Source organism: Streptomyces sp. NRRL B-1140 (assembly GCF_001280065.1).
Taxonomy (GTDB): Bacteria; Actinomycetota; Actinomycetes; order Streptomycetales; family Streptomycetaceae; genus Streptomyces.
In genome coordinates this window covers 49691-67291 of the sequence record NZ_LGEA01000094.1, presented here as the reverse complement: position 1 = coordinate 67291, position 17601 = coordinate 49691, and the positions used below count along the sequence as shown (strand labels likewise).

Annotated in this window: 21 protein-coding genes and 1 pseudogene; 17 read left to right on the top strand and 5 right to left on the bottom strand. The window is 71.8% G+C overall.

Annotated elements, in window-relative coordinates; translation table 11 throughout:
* Positions 1–18: 18 nt before the first annotated feature.
* Positions 19–1245 carry an MFS transporter gene (locus tag ADK65_RS16290; protein WP_063788021.1) on the bottom strand — a complete coding sequence of 409 codons (1227 nt, stop codon included), beginning with the start codon at positions 1243–1245 and terminating at the stop codon, positions 19–21.
* A gap of 376 nt (positions 1246–1621) precedes the next feature.
* On the opposite strand from ADK65_RS16290, the gene ADK65_RS16285 reads away from it, so the two are divergent.
* The 4 genes from ADK65_RS16285 to ADK65_RS16270 are packed head-to-tail and all read left to right on the top strand — an operon-like array spanning position 1622 to position 7174.
* Positions 1622–3811 (top strand): aminoglycoside phosphotransferase family protein, encoded by a 2190-nt coding sequence (locus tag ADK65_RS16285; RefSeq protein WP_107092305.1) that lies wholly within the window; start codon positions 1622–1624, stop codon positions 3809–3811.
* Positions 3812–3837: 26 nt separating this feature from the next.
* A complete protein-coding gene (locus tag ADK65_RS16280; protein WP_053670869.1) occupies positions 3838–4461 on the top strand; it encodes a TetR family transcriptional regulator in 624 nt (207 codons plus the stop codon).
* Between the two features lie 40 nt (positions 4462–4501).
* Positions 4502–6520 carry a HelD family protein gene (locus ADK65_RS16275; protein ID WP_053670868.1) on the top strand — a complete coding sequence of 673 codons (2019 nt, stop codon included), beginning with the start codon at positions 4502–4504 and terminating at the stop codon, positions 6518–6520.
* A 30-nt stretch (positions 6521–6550) separates the two neighbouring features.
* A complete protein-coding gene (locus tag ADK65_RS16270) occupies positions 6551–7174 on the top strand; it encodes an RraA family protein (protein ID WP_053670867.1) in 624 nt (207 codons plus the stop codon).
* A gap of 39 nt (positions 7175–7213) precedes the next feature.
* Here the strand turns inward: ADK65_RS16270 and ADK65_RS16265 are convergent, their stop codons facing one another.
* Positions 7214–8392: a GDSL-type esterase/lipase family protein gene (locus tag ADK65_RS16265; RefSeq protein WP_053670866.1), complete on the bottom strand. Its 1179-nt coding sequence runs from the start codon at positions 8390–8392 to the stop codon at positions 7214–7216.
* A 5-nt stretch (positions 8393–8397) separates the two neighbouring features.
* Positions 8398–8985 carry a TetR/AcrR family transcriptional regulator gene (locus tag ADK65_RS16260; RefSeq protein ID WP_053670865.1) on the bottom strand — a complete coding sequence of 196 codons (588 nt, stop codon included), beginning with the start codon at positions 8983–8985 and terminating at the stop codon, positions 8398–8400.
* A 110-nt stretch (positions 8986–9095) separates the two neighbouring features.
* Here ADK65_RS16260 and ADK65_RS37170 point away from each other — a divergent pair.
* From ADK65_RS37170 to ADK65_RS39285, 4 genes and pseudogenes are all read left to right on the top strand, one after another.
* A pseudogene (locus tag ADK65_RS37170) lies at positions 9096–9548 on the top strand (class I SAM-dependent methyltransferase); the annotation flags it as partial.
* 265 nt (positions 9549–9813) lie between these two features.
* On the top strand, positions 9814–10161 hold the full coding sequence (locus ADK65_RS16250; protein WP_053670863.1) for a hypothetical protein: 348 nt from the start codon (positions 9814–9816) through the stop codon (positions 10159–10161).
* A complete protein-coding gene (locus ADK65_RS39290; protein ID WP_234352896.1) occupies positions 10158–10322 on the top strand; it encodes a hypothetical protein in 165 nt (54 codons plus the stop codon). The genes ADK65_RS16250 and ADK65_RS39290 overlap by 4 nt, the downstream gene beginning before the upstream one ends.
* Before the next feature lie 19 nt (positions 10323–10341).
* Positions 10342–10488, top strand: coding sequence for a hypothetical protein (locus ADK65_RS39285; protein ID WP_234352889.1), 147 nt, complete (start codon positions 10342–10344; stop codon positions 10486–10488).
* A gap of 7 nt (positions 10489–10495) precedes the next feature.
* Here the strand turns inward: ADK65_RS39285 and ADK65_RS16240 are convergent, their stop codons facing one another.
* Positions 10496–11236 (bottom strand): hypothetical protein, encoded by a 741-nt coding sequence (locus tag ADK65_RS16240; protein ID WP_053670946.1) that lies wholly within the window; start codon positions 11234–11236, stop codon positions 10496–10498.
* 85 nt (positions 11237–11321) lie between these two features.
* Here ADK65_RS16240 and ADK65_RS16235 point away from each other — a divergent pair, with 85 nt between their 5' ends.
* The 4 genes from ADK65_RS16235 (at position 11322) to ADK65_RS16220 (ending at position 13834) form a co-directional block, all read left to right on the top strand.
* On the top strand, positions 11322–11870 hold the full coding sequence (locus ADK65_RS16235) for a DUF6817 domain-containing protein (protein WP_053670862.1): 549 nt from the start codon (positions 11322–11324) through the stop codon (positions 11868–11870).
* The gene (locus tag ADK65_RS16230; RefSeq protein WP_053670861.1) at positions 11867–12238 is read left to right on the top strand and encodes a VOC family protein; all 372 of its coding nucleotides are present in this window, start codon (positions 11867–11869) and stop codon (positions 12236–12238) included. Before ADK65_RS16235 ends, ADK65_RS16230 begins: the two co-directional genes overlap by 4 nt.
* A gap of 28 nt (positions 12239–12266) precedes the next feature.
* Positions 12267–12881 (top strand): GNAT family N-acetyltransferase, encoded by a 615-nt coding sequence (locus tag ADK65_RS16225; RefSeq protein ID WP_078955998.1) that lies wholly within the window; start codon positions 12267–12269, stop codon positions 12879–12881.
* Between the two features lie 119 nt (positions 12882–13000).
* Entirely contained in the window at positions 13001–13834 is an 834-nt protein-coding gene (locus ADK65_RS16220) for an NAD(P)H-binding protein (protein WP_053670944.1), read from the top strand.
* Positions 13835–13903: 69 nt separating this feature from the next.
* Here ADK65_RS16220 and ADK65_RS16215 read toward each other — a convergent pair whose 3' ends face one another.
* The gene (locus ADK65_RS16215; protein ID WP_053670860.1) at positions 13904–14272 is read right to left on the bottom strand and encodes a winged helix-turn-helix transcriptional regulator; all 369 of its coding nucleotides are present in this window, start codon (positions 14270–14272) and stop codon (positions 13904–13906) included.
* A gap of 178 nt (positions 14273–14450) precedes the next feature.
* On the opposite strand from ADK65_RS16215, the gene ADK65_RS16210 reads away from it, so the two are divergent.
* From ADK65_RS16210 to ADK65_RS16190, 5 genes are all read left to right on the top strand, one after another.
* Positions 14451–15308 carry a PhzF family phenazine biosynthesis protein gene (locus ADK65_RS16210; protein WP_053670859.1) on the top strand — a complete coding sequence of 286 codons (858 nt, stop codon included), beginning with the start codon at positions 14451–14453 and terminating at the stop codon, positions 15306–15308.
* Between the two features lie 40 nt (positions 15309–15348).
* Positions 15349–15645, top strand: coding sequence for a DUF1330 domain-containing protein (locus ADK65_RS16205; protein WP_053670858.1), 297 nt, complete (start codon positions 15349–15351; stop codon positions 15643–15645).
* 144 nt (positions 15646–15789) lie between these two features.
* Positions 15790–16395 (top strand): helix-turn-helix domain-containing protein, encoded by a 606-nt coding sequence (locus ADK65_RS16200; protein ID WP_053670857.1) that lies wholly within the window; start codon positions 15790–15792, stop codon positions 16393–16395.
* Between the two features lie 88 nt (positions 16396–16483).
* Positions 16484–17152 (top strand): hypothetical protein, encoded by a 669-nt coding sequence (locus tag ADK65_RS16195; protein WP_053670856.1) that lies wholly within the window; start codon positions 16484–16486, stop codon positions 17150–17152.
* 107 nt (positions 17153–17259) lie between these two features.
* Positions 17260–17592, top strand: coding sequence for a DUF2516 family protein (locus ADK65_RS16190; protein WP_078956009.1), 333 nt, complete (start codon positions 17260–17262; stop codon positions 17590–17592).
* Positions 17593–17601 lie beyond the last annotated feature (9 nt).

The following is a 17601-nucleotide window of genomic DNA, read 5'->3' as shown; positions in this document are numbered from 1 at the left end:
GGTTCACGGCAGGCCCGCTCAGGCCGCCTTCCGGCCGGTCCGCACCAGGCTGAGCAGGACGCCGAGGGAGAGCGCGGCGACCACCGCGCTGAACGTCTCGCCGGCCGGGCGCAGGCTGGTCTCGCGGATCAGGACGCCCACGCCGATCGCGGGCACCGCCAGCATCGAGTAGAGGATGGCGAAGAAGGTGGAGACCGAGGCGCCCCGGTGCTGGGGGGCGCTGCGCGTGGTGATGCCGCCGATGCCGTGACCGACGGCGATACCCGTCGCCAGTCCGTTGACCGCGGCACCGACCAGCAGAGGAGCCAGGGTGCTGGTGGCCATCGCGGCGGCGATCAGGCCGGCCGCGACGATCAGGCCCAGGCACGAGGCGGGCAGGGCGGTGGCGGGCTTGAGGGTGCGGACGAGGAGCTGGCCGAGGGCGGTACAGGCGAAGGCGATGAAGACCACGAGTCCGGTGAGGGCGTGGCTGGACTCGTGCAGCACCGTCCCCAGGAACAGGCCCGTCACGGCGGTCAGGACGCCGAGCACGGCGAAGCCGGCGCCCGCCGCCATCGCGGAGCGCAGGAAGTCCGAGCGGATCTCGGCGGGGACGTGCAGCGGCTGGACCTGCAGCGAGAAACCGGAACGGTGGGCGGAGCTCTCCTGGTTCACGAGGACACCGAGCATGCCGATGGCGGCGAGGGCGAGCATGACGACCCAGGGGGTGCGCAGCGGGGAGGGCGCGAGGTCCGCCAGGATCCCCGCGATCAGCGTGCCGCAGGCGAGGCCGCCCATGTTCGCGAACAACGCGAGGGTGGCGGGCTTGATGCGGCTGTGCTGCCCGAGCCGCTCGGCGAGGGAGGCGGTGGCGGCGCCGGTCACCAGGGCCGCGGAGAAGCCGGACACGACCCGGGCGACGAGCATCGCGGCGACGCTGTGGGCCAGCAGGAATACCACCGCGGCGACCACGGACAGCAGGGTGGCCGCGACCAGGACGGGGCGGCGTCCCACCTGGTCCGAGAGCCGGCCGAAGACCAGCAGCCCGAGGACGACGCCGAGGGCGTAGACGGCGAAGACGACGGTCACGGTGAACGGTGTGAAGCCGAACTCCTCGCCGTACAGCGGGTAGAGCGGGGTGGGCGCTGTGGTGCCCGCCATGGTGATCCAGAAGGCGAAAGCCACGCTGAACACGGCGAGGCCGCCGCCGCGTGCCCTTACTTCAGCGCCGGTCCGGTCGACGGCGCGGACGGTCGAGTTCCCCACTGAAGTGGCCTCTCGTGAGCGATGGAGTGCGGAAAGGCGCGGCACATGCCGAGACTTACCGTTGCGTCTAACCTGGAGACTAGACGAGTCGTCGCGTCTATTCAATGGGTGGTGACCCGCCACGAAAGGCGCTCCGGAGACCGAAGGGGGGAGGGGCCGCTGGGTGTAGCATTCGCGCACCGTGCGGCGATTGAGTCAAACGCTCGTCCTCGTTCGTATGGGAAAGGGCCGACCGGCCGCCATCGAACAAGCTCGCGCACGCTCATCCGGATGAGTGGCAAACAACCCGTGATGGCGCACTCCGCCGCGCGCGGTACCGACCGCGAACCTACCGTTTGCCTTACCGTCCCCCCTTCTCGTACTTCCGGAGCGGCCCGTGGGCGCACCCTCACCTTCCCGCCTTCTTCTCGGGGAGCGCGCCTCGCACGACGCCACCTGCCGGACCTTCGTGCAACAGGCCGCCGAGCTGGGTGTGGCGACCAGCGGCCACCACAACCGGAACTACGTCCTTCCGCTCACGGAGGGCATGGCCCGCCTGGTCGGTCGTGAGGCGGGGACGTCGGTGACGGTCCGGATCCGGCGTCCCGACGCGCTGCCCGTCGTCATCCGGACGTGGCAGGACGAGGCGGAGATCCTCGGCGCCGTCCGGGGGGTCCTGCCGCACGCTCCGGAATGCCTGGTCAAGGGCGAGGGGTTCGCCGTCCACAGCTTCGTGGAGGGCGTTCCGCTCTCCAGCGTCTGCGCCGACGGCAAGCCCGTCGACACCCTGCTGGTGCGGGCCCTGGCCGGTCTGCTCGCCCGGTTGGCACACGTACGGCGGGGCGCGCTGCCCGCCCTGCCGTCCGTCTGGCCCCGCAACGACACGGACAGCCGGGGCTTCCTCCGGACACTGGCCCATCTGGCCGACCGGCAGATCAGACGGCCCAACGCGGCCGCGTTCGGTGGACTGTTCGCGGCGCTCGGCGTCCCCGAGGACGCGCTCACCGGCCTGGCCGAGCGGGTGCCCGCGATGTCCCGTCGGCCGTACAGCCTGCTCCACGCCGACCTGCACCGCGACAACGTGATCGTGTCGTACGCGAGCGACCCGCCCCTGATCTGCGTCGACTGGGAGCTCGCCACCTACGGTGACCCGCTGCACGACCTCGCGACGCACCTGGTCCGGATGCGCTACCCGGCGCACCAGTGGGCCGAAGTGGTCGACGCCTGGGGTGAGGCCATGCAGCAGGTCCGCCCGGCCGCGGTCAGCGGCCTGGCGCGGGATCTGCGGCACTATCTGGCGTTCGAGCGGGCGCAGTCCGTCTTCCCGGACGTGATGAGGGCCGCCCGCTCGCTGGAGGAATCGTTCACCCAGGCGAGCCTGGACGAGGCGACGGCCGAGGTGCGCCGGGCCCTGGAAGCGGCGGCGGAACCGCTGCGGCTCGTCGGTGTGCCGCGAGAGGGCGAGATCCGGCAGGCCCTGTTCCGGTGGCTGGTGTCGCGGATGAACGGGGACATCGGCGGCCGGGCGTGGATCGCGGAGGCGTTCGAGTGGCGCCCCGACCGGCGAGTGCCCGAGCGCCCCGACTTCCCGTCGGCGGCGGTCCGGGAGGCTCTGCTGGCGGAGGGGGCCGCGCCCGCGGGCCGGGTGTTCAAGGGCACCGCGCACCTGAACACCGTGGTGGCGGTGCCGGGCTTCGACTCGCCGGTGGTCGTACGGCGGAAGCTGCCCGACGTGTGCCGCCGGGAGCGCGGTTTCCTCAGCGAGCACGCCGTGCTGCGCGCGATCGAGGAGTCGTCGGTGGGGGTGGCGGCGCCGCGGATGCTCGCCCTGGGCGAGACCTGCCAGAGCGACACCATCGCCCTGCACACCTACGTGGGGTCGCGGGACGTCGACCGGCCCCCCAGCCACCCCGTGCACGGCCTGCTGCCGCACGAGGCGGACGGTCTGGTGGACCAGCTGTGCGCGCTGACGCGGGTCAGGTACGAGCAGGTCGACCCGACCGCCGGCGAGGGCGCGTTCCACCGCTGGCTGCGGGACCAGCTGATCTCCCTGGTGCGGGACCTGCCGAAGGCCTCGCAGCAGCTGGCGCGGCACCTCGGGCTGCCCGACCCGGACCGGCTGCAGCTGATGCTCTCCCGGCACGAGGTGAGCGACCGCAAGCCCGCGCTCCTGCACGGCGACCTGAACCCCTGGAACCTCGTACGCCGCGACGACCGGCTGGCGCTGACCATCATCGACTGGGAGATGGCCGTCGTCGGCGACCCCCTCTACGACCTGGTGCGGCACATGCACCTCACGCCCACCCGGCCGGAGATCAGGGACCGCATGTTCCGGCGCTGGGAACGCCTGCTGCCCGCCGAGTACACCCGCGACTGGCGCAAGGACTGGCGGGTGTACCGCCGCCTGGAGATCGTGCGCTCCGCGTACGTCGACCTGGACCGCATCGTGACGGGTGCCGGCCTGGACGCCCCGAACGTCCGGCGGGCGGTGGCCTCCTACGCGGTGACGCTGGCCGTCGCCACGGGCTCGCTCGGCCTCCCGGTGCGCTCCACGGCGAACCCGTACCTCGCCCGCGCCCTTGCCTGAGCCTGCCTCTGCGTAGGCTCCCGGGCATGAGCACTCCCGGCCTGCGTGAGCGCAAGAAGCAGCGGATGTACGAGACCGTGTCGGACATCGCCGTGCGGCTCTTCCTGGAGAAGGGGTTCGACGCGGTGTCCGTCGCGGAGGTGGCGGCGGCGGCCGAGATCTCCAAGCCGACGCTGTTCCGGTACTTCCCGGCCAAGGAGGATCTGGTGCTGTACCGGATCGCCGATCACGAGGGGGAGGCCGCCCGGGTGGTGGCGGAGGCCGGGACCGCGCCCGTCGAGGCGTTGCGGCGGCACTTCGTGGCCGGGCTGGAGCGGGGGGATCCGGTGACCGGGCTCAACGACCATCCCGAGGTGCTCGCCTTCCACGCCCTGCTGTACGGGACGCCCTCCCTGGTCGCCCGGGCGTACGCGCACCAGGAGCGGTCGGAGGCCGCGCTCGCCGAGGTGCTCGGGGGTGATCTGGACGCGCGGCTGGCGGCCGGGCAGATCATGGCCGTGCTGCGGGTGCTCGCACTGGAGAACTGGCGGCGGATCGCGGCGGGGGAGCGGGTGGCGGACGTGCGGCCGGACGCGGTGGCGGACGCGGAGCGGGCGTTCGGACGGCTCGCGGCCGGGCTGCCGCCGCACCTCCGTAGTGAGATTCGGTAACTTATTTAACTCAGTCACATTTTCGCGTACGCTCGGTGGAATGACCTCGACCGAGCCCGCCCTCCAGCACGCCCTCGCCACCGAACGCGCCCACCACGAGCGCTGCCGGACCGCCCTCGCCGCGATGGTCGAGGGCGCCGGTGAACAGGTCGTCATCGGCGAGGACGTGTCCGCGTCCGGGGCCGATGCCGAAGTCCTCGGGTACCGGCTGCGCAGCCGGGCGAAGGCGCTGCGGGAACTGCCCGAGGGGCCGTTGTTCTTCGGGGCTCTGGAGAGCGGGGACGGGCCGTTGCACATCGGCCGGCTGCGGATCTCCGAGCACCCGGCCGAACCGCCCCTCGTCGTCGACTGGCGTGCGCCCGTCTCGCGCGCCTTCTACCAGGCCTCGGCGCGCGACCCGCAGGGCGTCGCCGTGCGGCGGCGGTTCGGCTGGGCGCCCGGCAGCCGGGGCGACTCCGCGGACCTGACCGGCCTGGAGGACGAGCACCTGGAGCGGGGGGAGACACGCGACAGCGAGATCGTCGCCCGGGAGATCGAACGGCCCCGGGTCGGCCCCATGCGGGACATCGCCGCGACGATCCAGCCCGAGCAGGACGACCTCGTGCGGGCCGACCTGGCGGTGTCGGTGTGCGTGCAGGGCGCGCCGGGCACCGGCAAGACCGCTGTCGGGCTGCACCGGGCCGCGTACCTGCTCTACACGCACCCGCAGCGCATCCGGCGAGGCGGCCTGCTGATCCTCGGACCCAACCGCACCTTCCTCTCGTACATCGCCGAGGTGCTGCCGGCGCTCGGGGAGACCGGGGTGCGGCAGTCGACCCTGGGGGAGGAGATCGCCCGGTGCCCGGTCCGTGGCGTGGACGAGGAGCCGGCCGCGGTCGTGAAGCACGACGCCCGGATGGCCGAGGTGCTGCGCCGGGCGCTGTACGCGCGGGTGCGCCCCGACGGGGGCGGGGCGTCGCTGGCCGTGCCGGACGGGTCGTACCGGTGGCGGGTCCCGGCGGGGGTGCTCGCGGAGATCGTGGACCGGGTGCGGCAGGAGGAACCGCCGTACGAGGTCGGGCGGGAGCGGGTGCGGGCGCGGATCGTGCGGTGTCTGCGCGAGCAGGCCGAGCGGCGGGCCGGGCCGCCCACCGCCGCCTGGGTGCGGCGGATCGAGCGGGCGCGGCCGGTGTCGGCGTACCTCGATGCCGTGTGGCCGCGGGTGCGGCCCGAGGAGGTCGTGGCGGAACTGCTCGGCGACGAGGGCGTGCTGGCGGCGGCCGCGGAGGGGATTCTCGACCCCGGTGAGCAGCGGGCGCTGCTGTGGCAGCGTCCGCCCCGGTCCTGGAAGTCGGCGCGCTTCTCGGCCGCCGATCTGGTGCTGCTCGACGAGGTCGCCGGGCTGATCGCGCATCCCGAGGGGTACGGGCACGTCGTCGTCGACGAGGCGCAGGACCTGTCCCCGATGGAGTGCCGGGCCGTGGCACGCCGGGCCCGCTTCGGTTCGCTGACCGTGCTCGGCGATCTGGCGCAGGGGACGACACCGTGGGCGGCGCGGTCGTGGCGTACGGTCCTCGCGCACCTGGGGAAACCGGACGCGGACGTGATCGCCCTGACCACCGGGTTCCGGGTGCCGCGTGCGGTCGTGGGGCTGGCCAACCGGCTGCTGGAGCGGCTGGAGGTGGACGTGCCGGCCGCCCGTTCGCTGCGCGGGGACGGGGAGTTGCGGATGCGGGAGACGACCGTGGACGGCGTGCCCGGGGCGGTCGTGGCGGCCGTACGGGAGGCGCTGGGGCGGGAGGGCTCGGTCGGGGTCGTCGCGGCGGACGCGGACGTTCCCCGGGTGCGGGCGGCTCTGGACGCGGCCGGTGTCGAGACGGCGGGCCCGGACGAACTGGGCGCGCGGGTCGCACTGGTGCCGGCGAGCGTGGTCAAGGGCCTGGAGTACGACCAGGTCGTGGCCGTCGAGCCCGCGGCGATCGCCGAGGCGGAGGAACGGGGGCTGCACCGGCTGTACGTGGTGCTGACCCGGGCGGTGTCACGGCTGGAGGTGGTGCGGGGAAGGCCACTGCCGTTCTAGGGGAGTGCCCGACCGCTAGGGTCCCCTGTCATGACCGACGTCGACGCGTTCACGGAGATACCCACGACCACGCTGGCCGATCTGCTGGGCCGCGGGCAGGTCATGGACATCGGGATCCGGCCGCTGTGGGGGCCGGTGCCGCGGGTGGCCGGACCGGCCTTCACCGTACGGTGCCCTCCCGGCGACAACCTGATGCTGCACGCCGCGATCCACCGGGCCGGGCCCGGTTCCGTCGTCGTCGTGGAGTCGGGCGACCTCGACTACGCCCTGGCCGGCGGCAACGTGTGCGCCGTCGCCCGGCGCCGGGGCATCACCGCGTTCGTCGCCGACGGGCTGATCCGCGACCTCGCCGAGGTCCGGGACATGCGCTTCCCGGTGTTCGCCCGCGGGGTCGTCCCCATCCCCGGCACCAAGTCGGCCGCACGGCCGCTGAACGAGCGGGTGCGCTGCGGCGGGGTCGGGGTCGAGGCGGGCGACACGGTCGTCGCCGACGAGGAGGGAGTCGTGGTCGTCCCCGGAGCCCGGCGCGAGGAGGTCCTGGCCGCGGCCAGGGACAAGCTCGCCAAGGAGGCCGCCCAGTCCCTGGACGACTGGGAGTCGGCCCACCGCGCCCGCATCGTCGCGATCCTGGCGGACCAGGGCTTCGAGGACTGACCGGCCTCCCCGCGGCCGGTCGGCCCCGTCGGCCGGTCGCTATGCCGCGGCGAAGGGCCCTTCGTCCCCGAAGGCCAGCTCGTGGAAGCGGTCGCCGATGTGACGGTGGGTGGCAGCGTCCGGGTGGACGTGGTCGGGCAGGGGGTGGGCGGCGGCGTCCTTCGCGCCGTAGAGGTCGAGGCCGTCCAGGTAGTGCAGGTTCGGGTCGTCGGCGGCGCGCTGTTCGACGATGCGCGCCAGTTCCTCGCGGATGACGGTGAGGGTGAGTTTGCCCAGGGGCGTCTCCGCCGGGTCGCCCATGGCGGCGAAGACCAGACGGCCCTTGCCGATCTCGTCGCGGTCCGGGGCGGTCGGGCCGGGTGTGTCCTCGTGGATGGCGCAGTGGATGGGGGAGACCAGCAGCAGCGGGGTGTCCGGGTGGCCGTCGCGGATCGTGTCGAGGAAACCGTGCACGGCGGGACCGAACGCGCGCAGCCGCATCGCGTCCTGGTTGACGATGTTGATGCCCATCTTGACGCTGATCAGGTCGGCCGGGGTGTCCCGCATCGCGCGCGCGGTGAACGGGTCGAGCATCGCGCTGCCGCCGAAGCCGAGGTTGACCAGCTCCACACCGCCCCGCAGCGCGGCGATCGCGGGCCAGATGGCCGTGGGGCTCGCGGCGTCGGAGCCGTGGCTGATCGAGCTGCCGTGGTGCAGCCACACCCGGCGCCCCCGCTCCGGCACGGGCGTCACGGGGGCGTCCGTGCGCAGGGCGACCAGCTCGGTGGTCTCGTTGTGCGGCAGCCAGATCTCGACGTCCTTGTCCCGCGCGGGCAGGCCCGTGAAGCGGACCGTGCCGACCGGGCCGGACGTGAACTCACCCTCCCAGGTGGCCAGGTCGACGGTCAGGACGTTGCCGTCGGTCCCGGCGGCCTGCCCGGCGGGGCTGCCGTCGACGAGCAGGTCGTACAGGCCGTCCGGGCGCGACGGGAAGCCGGTGTAGTCGCGCTTGGTGCGCAGGGTGTCCAGTTCGACGGCCGTCGCGGCGGTACGGAACACCAGCCGTACGCCGGAGGGCTGGGCCTCGGCCATCGCCAGCTGCGCGTTGGTGTTCTGCGCGCGGGCCCGGGCCGGCAGGCGGTGGGGGAGCAGGCCGTGCTCGGTGCGCTCCACGTCGAGGGCGCCGCGCAGCAGGTCCGCGGTGACGGGCGTGGTGATCCAGTCGTGCTCGGTGTGCATGGGTGTCAGCCTCGGGGGTCGGTGGGGGCCGCGGGCCAGTTCCGCAGCAGCGTGTCGAGGGCGTCGAGGATCCGGGCCCAGGTCTCCTCGGTGTCCGGGGCGCTGTGGCTGAAACCGCCGCCGAGCTCCAGGCTGACGTAGCCGTGGAAGACGCTGCCGAGCAGCCGGACGGCGTGGGTCTGGTCCGGTTCCGTGAGGTCGTAGCCGCGCAGCAGTGCCCGGGTCATCTGCGCGTGCCGGACGCCGGCGCTCGCGGCTGCCCTCTGCGGGTCGAGCCGCAGTTGGGCGGCGGCGTAGCGGCCGGGGTGTTCCCGGGCGTAGTCGCGGTACACGTTCGCCAGAGCGGACAGGGCGTCCTTGCCGGCCCGTCCGGCCAGGGCGTCGGCGGCCCGGTCGGCGAGTTCGGTGAGAGCGAGCAGGGCGATCCTGGTCTTCAGGTCCTGGGAGTTGCGCACATGCGAGTACAGGCTCGCGACCTTGACGTCGAACCGCCGCGCGAGTGCCGAGACGGTGACCTGGTCGAAGCCGACCTCGTCGGCGAGTTCCGCGCCTGCCTCGGTCAGCCGCTCCGGCGTCAGTCCCACGCGTGCCATGAGGTCGCTCCCTTCTGCCTGAAGATAGTGTGCATCTGCCTAAAGCCTTTAGGCAAGTGCCATGAACCTCTCTGCCGTGGCGTGTCAGTGCCGTCGCCTACCTTCGCGGGATGACCGAGCCCTCCCACGTCACCGCCGTCCGCGAGTCCTACGACACCGTCGCCGCCGCCTACGCCCGACTCGTGCCGGAACCGGCCGAGCTGGACCCGGTCTCCCGCTGCCTGCTGGCCGCCTTCGCCGAACTCACGGCTTCCCTCGGGCCGGTCGCCGATCTGGGCTGCGGCCCCGGCAAGGTGACGGCACACCTGGCCGCCCTCGGAGTGCCGGTGTTCGGCGTGGACGTGTCGCCGAGAATGATCGAACTGGCCCGGGCGGCGTACCCGGAACTCCGCTTCACCGTCGGCTCGATGACCGCACTGGAGATCGGCAGCGGCGAACTCGGCGGCATCCTGGCGTACTACTCCACCCACCACACCCCGCCGCAGTGGCTGCCGACCGTGTTCGCGGAGTTCCACCGCACCCTCGCGCCCGGAGGCCGGCTGATGCTGGCGGGCGAAGGCGGCCGCCTGATGGAACGCCCCGCCGGTCAGGCACCACCCAGGCTTCTGCCCTGGCTGTCCCCAGAAGGCAAACCCTGCTACCTGGTGACCGACGACGACGGCAGCTATCTCTCCCGTCTCGCCGACGACTTGGAAGCCGTCCAGCTCGTCACCGGCACCGACGTGCTCGGCCTCGCCCGCAAGGTGCTGGACGACCCGGCCTCGCCATACACGGAGGTCCGTTTCGCAGGCCTCCGTCTCGCCGAGTGCCTGAAGGAGTTCACCGGCCATGACTGCCCACGCCGCCGAACCGACACCGAGTGTCCCGCCCATGCCCGAACGGACCCCGAAGGCCCTGCGCGAGGCGATCGTGGAGCACGCCCCCCAGCTCCTTGCCGACTTCGACGAGCACTGGAAGTGGGCTGTCGCCGACGCGTACGACATCAGCACGGTGCCCGCATTCATGGCCCGCTGGTGGGGTCAGTACGCGATCGCCCGCGACCCGAAGCTCGACGGCCACGTGACCGATCTCGAACACCGCGCGGCGGAGGCCACCGACATCGCCGAGGCCAAGGCGCTCCTCGAAGAGGCATCCAATATCCGACACCAGGTGCGGCGGCTGGAGCCCGGCCAGTGACCGACGACGGATTCATGGGTCCGCCGTGGCAGATGGACTGGACGCTCAAGGCCCAGGCCGCCCGCGACACCCTGCCGGAGAACGTGCGGAAGACTGTTGACGCCGCACGGGCCGAGCTGGTCACGGCAAAGGACCCCCTACTTCCGAGGCATCGAGGCTGACGCTGATCTTCCCGACGGCATGCAGGTCCGGCCGCTTGAGTCCAGCAGGCCGAAGGGGCCCCGCATCCTCCTCCTCTTCGACAGCGGGCACGGCTGGATGACCTACACCTTCATCCGCCGCGTCGAGGATCCTCAGATCGTGGTCGGGGAGGTCTTCTGGCGGTGACCTGAGGTCAGTCGCGCGGTCCGTGCTGACCGGAGTGCGTCCACACCCGCAACGTCCCCACCGGCTCGAAACCGTGCCGGAGGGCGACCGTCAGGTCGTCACCCTGCTCGTAGCCGACGACGGGCAGGGTGGGGAAGAGACCGGCGAGCGCGTGTAGGACGAGCGGCCAGGCGGCGTCGGGCCCACCGTCCCGGGCGAAGACGTTGGAGACGCCGACCACTTGCTCGCTGCGGCTCGCGACCGCTCCGGCGACCACTGCGCCCTCGGTGTCACCGGCGGCGCGTCCCAGGATCACGAAGGTCTCCGGCTCGGCGAGCAGTCCAGGCCGGAACAGGTCCGCGTTCCCCGCCCCGTCGTCCCAGGCCAGTGCCCAGGCGCGCAGCGTGTCCGGGTCGCCCGCCACGTCCCATTCGAGATCCGGTGCGGCCGTCGCCGCCCCGGCGGGCCGGTGGATCCACTGTCCCTCGAAAAGCACCCGGAACCCGGCCTCCGCCAGGTCGAGGTCGGCGAAGCTGTCCTTGACCGAGGCGCCCGGCGAGGCCGTGTCGATCCGGGCGGTGAGCGCGCCGGGGTCGGCGTCCGACCCCAGCGTCACGGCATCGGGGTAGAAGAGCGGCGTCCGCACCGGGGCGGCCCAGGCGTCGGCCCCGAACTCGTCCTTCACCCCGTGCGCCCGGCACATCGCCGCACACCACTCGGCGTTGTTCCGGGCGGCGGCCCGGACCAGGGCTTGCCGTGAAGTCGTCATGGCGTGGATCAAACCGATGGCCGGCCCGGCCCGTCCACCGATTTGATGGTTGCCGCCATCGACCACCGCGGGAAGGACTTCCTCCGTGCCAGTCTCCCTCGCTGACCCCGGTCCGGCCGTCACGCTCCTGAGCGAGCTCGGCGCGGCGGACATCGCCCACCCGGGCGGCACCCTCCTCGCCCACCTCACGCGGGTACAGAGACAACTCGCCGAGTGGGGCGCCCGCCCGGCCCTCCAACTGGCAGGTCTGTGCCACGCGTTCTACGGCACCGACGGCTTTCCGGACGCTCTGCTGCCCCTGGATCGCCGTGACGATCTCGCAGCGGCTGTCGGATCCGAGGCCGAGGCTCTGGTGTATCTGTACGCGTCGTGCGACCGCGGGGCCACGTATCCGACGTTGGCGGAGGCCGATGGTCCGTTCCACGACCGGTTCACCGGCCGGAGCCACACCCCGGAGCCGCAGGCGCGGCGGGACTTCGCCGAGTTGTCCGCCGCCAACGAGCTAGACCTCGCCCGCCTCGACTCCGCCTTCCGCGACCGGTGGGGCCCCGAACTCCTCAGCCTCTTCACCCGTATCCGTCCCCTGCTGAGCGAACCCGCCTGGACGGACTGCCAGGAGGTGCTTGCCGGATGAAGCTGATCGCGATCACCCTGGACTGCGCCGACCCGCTCGCCCTGGCGGCGTTCTACCAGCAGGCCACCGGACTGGAACTGCACCCGAAGTCGGACGCCGACTTCGCCGCGCTGGAGGGGGAGAACGGCCTCTCCCTCGGCTTCCAGCGAGTCGACGACCACCGGCCGCCCGGCTGGCCCGACCCTGCCGTTCCCCAGCAGCTGCACTGCTGTTTCCGGGTCGTGGATCTGGACGAGACGGAGACGCGGCTGCTGAAGCTGGGCGCCGGCAAGCCGGAGCATCAGCCCAACGCGGACCGATGGCGGGTGCTCATCGACCCGGCCGGGCATCCCTTCTGCATCGTCGGGGGGCTCGCCGAGCCCGAATGAGGCGGTCGGCCCGGTCAGGATGGGACCCATGACCTCGCCGAACACACGGAACGAACCGAACACACCGGATCCCCTGGCCCGGGCGGCCACCTCACCCACCCTGTCCGCCACGGAGATCACCACGCCCCGGCTCCGGTTGCGCAAGGCGCACGACGCCGACCGGGCCGGGCTCATCGAGTTGCAGACCGATCCCCGGGTCCGGTTACACCTCGGTGGCCCGAAGCCGCGGAGCGCGGTCGAGCAGTACTTCGACGCGATGGGCGTCGCGCACCTCACCGACGAACCCGGCACGTTCGTGGTCGCCGACCGGACGACCGACGACCTCGCCGGGGTACTCCTGATCCACCGACGCCCCCTCGCCCTCCCCGGACACGTCACCGAGGAGGGCGGGGAGCTGGAACTGACCTACGTCCTGCGCCGCGCCGCCTGGGGCAGGGGACTGGCCTTCGAAGCAGCCACGGCCGCGTTGCGTGCCGCCGCCTGCGAACTGCCCGACCAGCCGGTTCTGATCGTGACCCAGACGGCCAACACCCGCTCCCTCGACCTGGCCGCCCGCCTCGGCTTCCGACACGTGAGCACCTTCGAGGCCTACGAGGCCGAACAGACCCTCGCGGTGGCCGGCCTTCACTCGTTCCTGGCCTGAGCGGCGGGCCGGAGGCGTTCTGTCTCGGTCGACGACCTGCTGATCCTTGACCTCAAGTGAGATCGAGGTCTTAGCGTGCCGTGTACGTGATCACCGGCAGGCGACAGGAAGAGATGACGATGATCCTCGTGACCGGCGCGACCGGGAACATCGGAAGTGCTCTGCTGCGGGAGCTGCACCTGGCCGGTGCCGCACCGGTGCGAGGTCTGACCCGCGATGTGCGACGGGCCTCGTTCCCCGAAGGGATCGCGGTCGTCGAGGGCGATCTCGCCCAGGCGGACTCCCTGAAGGCCGCACTGGAGGGAGCGCGTTCGCTGTTCCTCTTGTCCGGCTTCGGGGCTGAAGCGGAGGTCCTGGCGGCTGCCCGGCGGACAGGCGTGGAGCACGTGGTGCTCGTGTCGTCGATCACGGTACAGACTCATCCGCACCTGCCCGCGGCCCGCGAGAACCAGGCTGTCGAAAAGTCGGTGAAGGACAGCGGCATGGCCTGGACCATCCTGCGGCCGACGCAGTTCGCCTCGAACACCCTGTGGTGGGCGCAGTCGATCCGCGATCAGGGCGTGGTGCGAGCGCCGTATGCGGATATCGGGCTGCCCGCCATCCACCCTGCGGACATCGCGGCGGTGGCCCGTGTGGCGCTGACGGAGCCGGGCCATGGAGGGCGGACATATGCGTTGACCGGGCCGGAACGCGTCACGGTTCGACAGCAGGTCGCGGCCATCGCTGCGGCGTCGGGGCGGGAAGTGGCCTGCGTCGAGATCGGCAGGGAGGAAGCCCACCGGCAGATGGCTTCGTTCCTGGGGGAGGAGACCGCGGACGCGGTCCTCGACCTGATGGGCGGGGACCTCAATGACGAACTGCTGACGGTGCACGACACCGTTCTTCGGGTCACCGGGACGGCGGCCAGGTCGTTCCAGCAGTGGGCGTCGGACCATGGCGCCGTCTTCCGCTGATGCGGCAACCGAGCCACGGCAACCTCGTGACCCGGCGGTCCATCCCCGCCTCCGATCCGAGGCGGGGTGTCAGTACGCGGAACCCCTCTCCGGTGCCCCGTCGCCCACGGTGTCCGGATGTGGGACGCGGCCGGCGGACTGGTCGTCGGTGTGGTCCGGCCCTTGTGGGTCGATCGTGGCCGCCCAGCGTTCCGCCCAGCGGGCGAGGGGGTTCAGGGCGTCTCGCGCTCCCTCTCCCAGCGGGGTGAGCTCGTAGCGGCTGTCCGGTAGTTGCTGAATCACCTGGGCGTCCAGCAGCTCGGTCAGGCGCTGCCGCATCACGCTGGAGGACATGTCGTCGCACCGCTTCTGCAAGGGGCGGAATCCGAGCGGACCCTCGCGAAGCTCCCACAGGATGCGCAGACTCCACCGCCGCCCGAACAGATCGAGTGCGGCCATGAGGGGGCGGCCTGTGGTCGAGCCGCGAACAGGACTTCCAGGTCTGGGTGCTGCCATGTCGGGATGTCCGGCTCTCCAGGGTTGATGCTTCGAATTCCGACACGCTAGCATCTGTGACCGCTTCGGAAACCGAATCGGAGGCGGGCCTGACCATGCTGCTGACCACCGACCCGGCGCCATGTCCGAGGTAGCGGTCGTCGACGCGTGTCAGCGAGACGGCGCGGGTGGCAGCCCGACCGCCGTTCTGGATGATGCGCCGTTCACCGACGAGGAGCGACGCCGCATTCCCATGGAGTGGGGAACATCGCACGCCGTCTTCCTCCGCGCGACCGGAATCGAGCGTCGTCGGCCCGTGTACACACTGCGGTTCTTCACCGCCCAGTGCGAACTGCCCGCCTGCGGCCACGGCACCGTCGCCGCCCTCGCCGTGCTCGCCGAACGGGAAGGCGGCGACCACGACTACCGCGCCGTCCTGCGCACGGCCCACCGCAGCTTCGACGGTCGGGCAAGCCGAAACGGTGACGGCTTCATGGCGTCGTTCGACCCGGGCCCGGTCAGCCTGCGCAGCGCCGGTGGACCCGAACTGAGGGCAGTCGCAGGCGGCCTCGGACTGGCGCAGGACGCGGTCGCCGGCGACGCCTGCGTGGCGTCGAACGGGCGGCCGAGGCTTCTGCTGCCCATCCGATCCCGCGCCGCACTGGCCGAACTCACGCCGGAATCAACCCAGTTGCGCGCAGCCTGTGACCGCTACGGTCTGCTGGGCTGCTACGCCTACTCGCCCCCGGACCGACACGGCCGGGCAGCAGCCCGGATGTTCGCCCCGTCGATCGGCGTCCCCGAGGACATCGCCAACGCCAACAGCACGGCCTGCCTGGCAGCGCATGCTGCCGGGTTCGGCACACACCGCTTCGCTGTCGCCATGGGTGACCACCTCGGCAGCCCGTCCACCATCACGGCGACCTTCCACCGCGGCCGCACGGGACACCGGATCCGAGTCGGCGGCCAGGCAGCGATTGTGCGTACGGTCATGCGCTGAGGTCTGCGCGCTCAAGGAGATTCCGAATACAGGAGGAACCGTGGCCAAGGGCTACTGGGTCAGCGTCTACCCCACGATCACAGACCCTGAGGGGCTCGATGTCTACAACGAACTGGCCGGTCTGGCCGTCAAGGCCGCAGGCGGGCGGGTGCTCGCCGGCGTCGGCCGCCGGGTCGTCGCACACGAGGTGGGAATCGCCGAGCGCGTTGTCCTGATCGAGTTCGACAGCTTCGAACAGGCGGTCGCCGCATACGAGAGTGCGGCCTACCAGAAGGCGCTGGCCGCACTCCCCGACGGTTTCGAGCGGGACTTCCGCATCGTCGAAGGCCTCGACTGACGACCGATGCCGCTCTTCGGCCCGCTCCCGCGCGGCGGCCTGCACACTCATTCCTCCACGACGCACATTTGGTAGCCGAGTGCTGTGGCGCACTCTTGCAAGCAGGTGCTTGCAATAGTTAGCGCGGTGCTGCACTGTGGAGGCATGGCATCGCTCAACGTCGGCAACCTCGGTGACTACCTGCGCGAGCAGCGGCGCACTGCGCAGCTGTCGTTGCGGCAGCTCGCCGACGCCGCCGGGGTGTCCAATCCGTATCTCAGCCAGATCGAGCGCGGGCTGCGCAAGCCGAGCGCGGAGGTGCTGCAGCAGGTCGCCAAGGCGCTGCGGATCTCCGCCGAGACGCTGTACGTCCGGGCCGGCATCCTCGACGCCGAGCGTGATCGGGACGACGTGGAGACGCGCGCCGTCATCCTCGCCGACCCGACGCTGCACGAGCGGCAGAAGCAGGTGCTGCTGCAGATCTACGAGTCCTTCCGCAAGGAGAACGGGTTCGGCGCCGGCGACGGTGCGGACGGTGCCGGCGTCGTCGGTGTCGTCACCGCCGACGGGGCGGTGAGTGTCGACGGGGACGCTCCCGGCACCGGGATACCCGCGGCCGGCGCGGCCGACGGCGGTCAGCCCGCCCGGCGCCGCAGCCGCAAGAGCGCCGCACGCAGCGACAGCACGAACGACGGCGGTACGACCGCCACCCGCCGCACTCGCGAGAGCACCGGCGGCAGCGACACCGATCCGCAGCAGACGGCCGGCTGAGCCGGACCAGGGCATGGGCCGCCCGCCGCGGATCACACAACCCTCAGCCGAACCCTCAAGCGATACAGAATCCGGGAGGACCATCACCATGGCCATCACCGACGACCTGCGCAAGACCCTCAGCAACCCGACCCCGCTCTACTTCGCCGCAGGTACCGCCGACCTCGCCCTTCAGCAGGCCAAGAAGGTGCCGGCCCTGGTGGAGCAGCTGCGCTCCGAGGCTCCCGCGCGGTTCGACGCCGTACGCAACACCGACACCAAGGCCGTCCAGGAGAAGGCGTCCGCCCGGGCCAAGGAGGCCTCCGCTCGCGTCAAGGAGACGCAGGAGACCCTGCAGACCAAGGTCACGCAGTTCATCGGCTCCATCGACGTCGACATCAAGAAGCTCGGCAGCACCATCGACTCGGACCTGAAGAAGTTCGGCGAGAGCGCCCAGGACTTCGCGCTGCGCGGCGTCGGCGTGGCCGCCGAGTACGCCGTCAAGGCCCGCGAGACCTACGAGAAGGTCGCCGAGCACGGCGAGCAGGCCGTGCGGACCTGGCGCGGCGAGGCCGCCGACAGCATCGAGGACGTCGCCGAGGGCGTCGAGGAGCTGGCCGTGGCCGTCGAGCCGAAGCCGAAGCCGCAGCCGGTCGAGGTCAAGGAGGAGCCGGCGAAGCCGGCCGCCGCCGCCCAGGCCAAGAAGGTTCCCGCCGCCAAGAAGGCCCCGGCGCGCAAGGCCCCCACCGCCAAGAAGGCCACCCCGCCCGCGAAGTAGTACGGCGGAATGGCCACACGGGCCGGGCACCCCGGGGGTGCCCGGCCCGTTGTACGGGTACGGTGACCGCGTAGGACGAGCCGAGTCAGGTGGTGGACGTTGTGCTGATGCAGGGCTTCCAAGGGTTTATGTGGCTTCTGAACATGGCCCTGACCGTTTTCTGCGCCTTCGCGCTGCTTGACGCGGCTGTGCGCCGGGAGGACGCCTACCGCGCGGCCGACAAGAAGACCAAGCCCTTCTGGCTGATCGTCCTGGGGCTTGCCCTCGTGGTGAACCTGCTCTTCTCGATCCTGTCGTTCCTGCCGATCATCGGCCTCATCGCGACGATCGTGTACATGGTCGACGTACGGCCCGCGATCCGGGCCCTCCCGGGCGGCGGCCGCAGTCGGCGCGGCTCCAGCAGCGACGGCCCCTACGGCCCGTGGAACGGCGGCCGGTAGGACGTCGGC

Coding starts and splice junctions, on each gene's coding strand:
- ADK65_RS16215 (WP_053670860.1), bottom strand. CDS start 14,272: ATGGCCGCACTCGATCTGTTCGGGCGGCGGTGGAGTCTGCGCATCCTG.
- ADK65_RS16190 (WP_078956009.1), top strand. CDS start 17,260: ATGCAGGGCTTCCAAGGGTTTATGTGGCTTCTGAACATGGCCCTGACC.
- ADK65_RS16210 (WP_053670859.1), top strand. CDS start 14,451: ATGTCCGAGGTAGCGGTCGTCGACGCGTGTCAGCGAGACGGCGCGGGT.
- ADK65_RS16200 (WP_053670857.1), top strand. CDS start 15,790: ATGGCATCGCTCAACGTCGGCAACCTCGGTGACTACCTGCGCGAGCAG.
- ADK65_RS16280 (WP_053670869.1), top strand. CDS start 3,838: ATGAGCACTCCCGGCCTGCGTGAGCGCAAGAAGCAGCGGATGTACGAG.
- ADK65_RS16260 (WP_053670865.1), bottom strand. CDS start 8,985: ATGGCACGCGTGGGACTGACGCCGGAGCGGCTGACCGAGGCAGGCGCG.
- ADK65_RS16275 (WP_053670868.1), top strand. CDS start 4,502: ATGACCTCGACCGAGCCCGCCCTCCAGCACGCCCTCGCCACCGAACGC.
- ADK65_RS16270 (WP_053670867.1), top strand. CDS start 6,551: ATGACCGACGTCGACGCGTTCACGGAGATACCCACGACCACGCTGGCC.
- ADK65_RS39285 (WP_234352889.1), top strand. CDS start 10,342: ATGCAGGTCCGGCCGCTTGAGTCCAGCAGGCCGAAGGGGCCCCGCATC.
- ADK65_RS16195 (WP_053670856.1), top strand. CDS start 16,484: ATGGCCATCACCGACGACCTGCGCAAGACCCTCAGCAACCCGACCCCG.
- ADK65_RS16230 (WP_053670861.1), top strand. CDS start 11,867: ATGAAGCTGATCGCGATCACCCTGGACTGCGCCGACCCGCTCGCCCTG.
- ADK65_RS16265 (WP_053670866.1), bottom strand. CDS start 8,392: ATGCACACCGAGCACGACTGGATCACCACGCCCGTCACCGCGGACCTG.
- ADK65_RS16225 (WP_078955998.1), top strand. CDS start 12,267: ATGACCTCGCCGAACACACGGAACGAACCGAACACACCGGATCCCCTG.
- ADK65_RS16250 (WP_053670863.1), top strand. CDS start 9,814: ATGACTGCCCACGCCGCCGAACCGACACCGAGTGTCCCGCCCATGCCC.
- ADK65_RS16240 (WP_053670946.1), bottom strand. CDS start 11,236: ATGACGACTTCACGGCAAGCCCTGGTCCGGGCCGCCGCCCGGAACAAC.
- ADK65_RS16220 (WP_053670944.1), top strand. CDS start 13,001: ATGATCCTCGTGACCGGCGCGACCGGGAACATCGGAAGTGCTCTGCTG.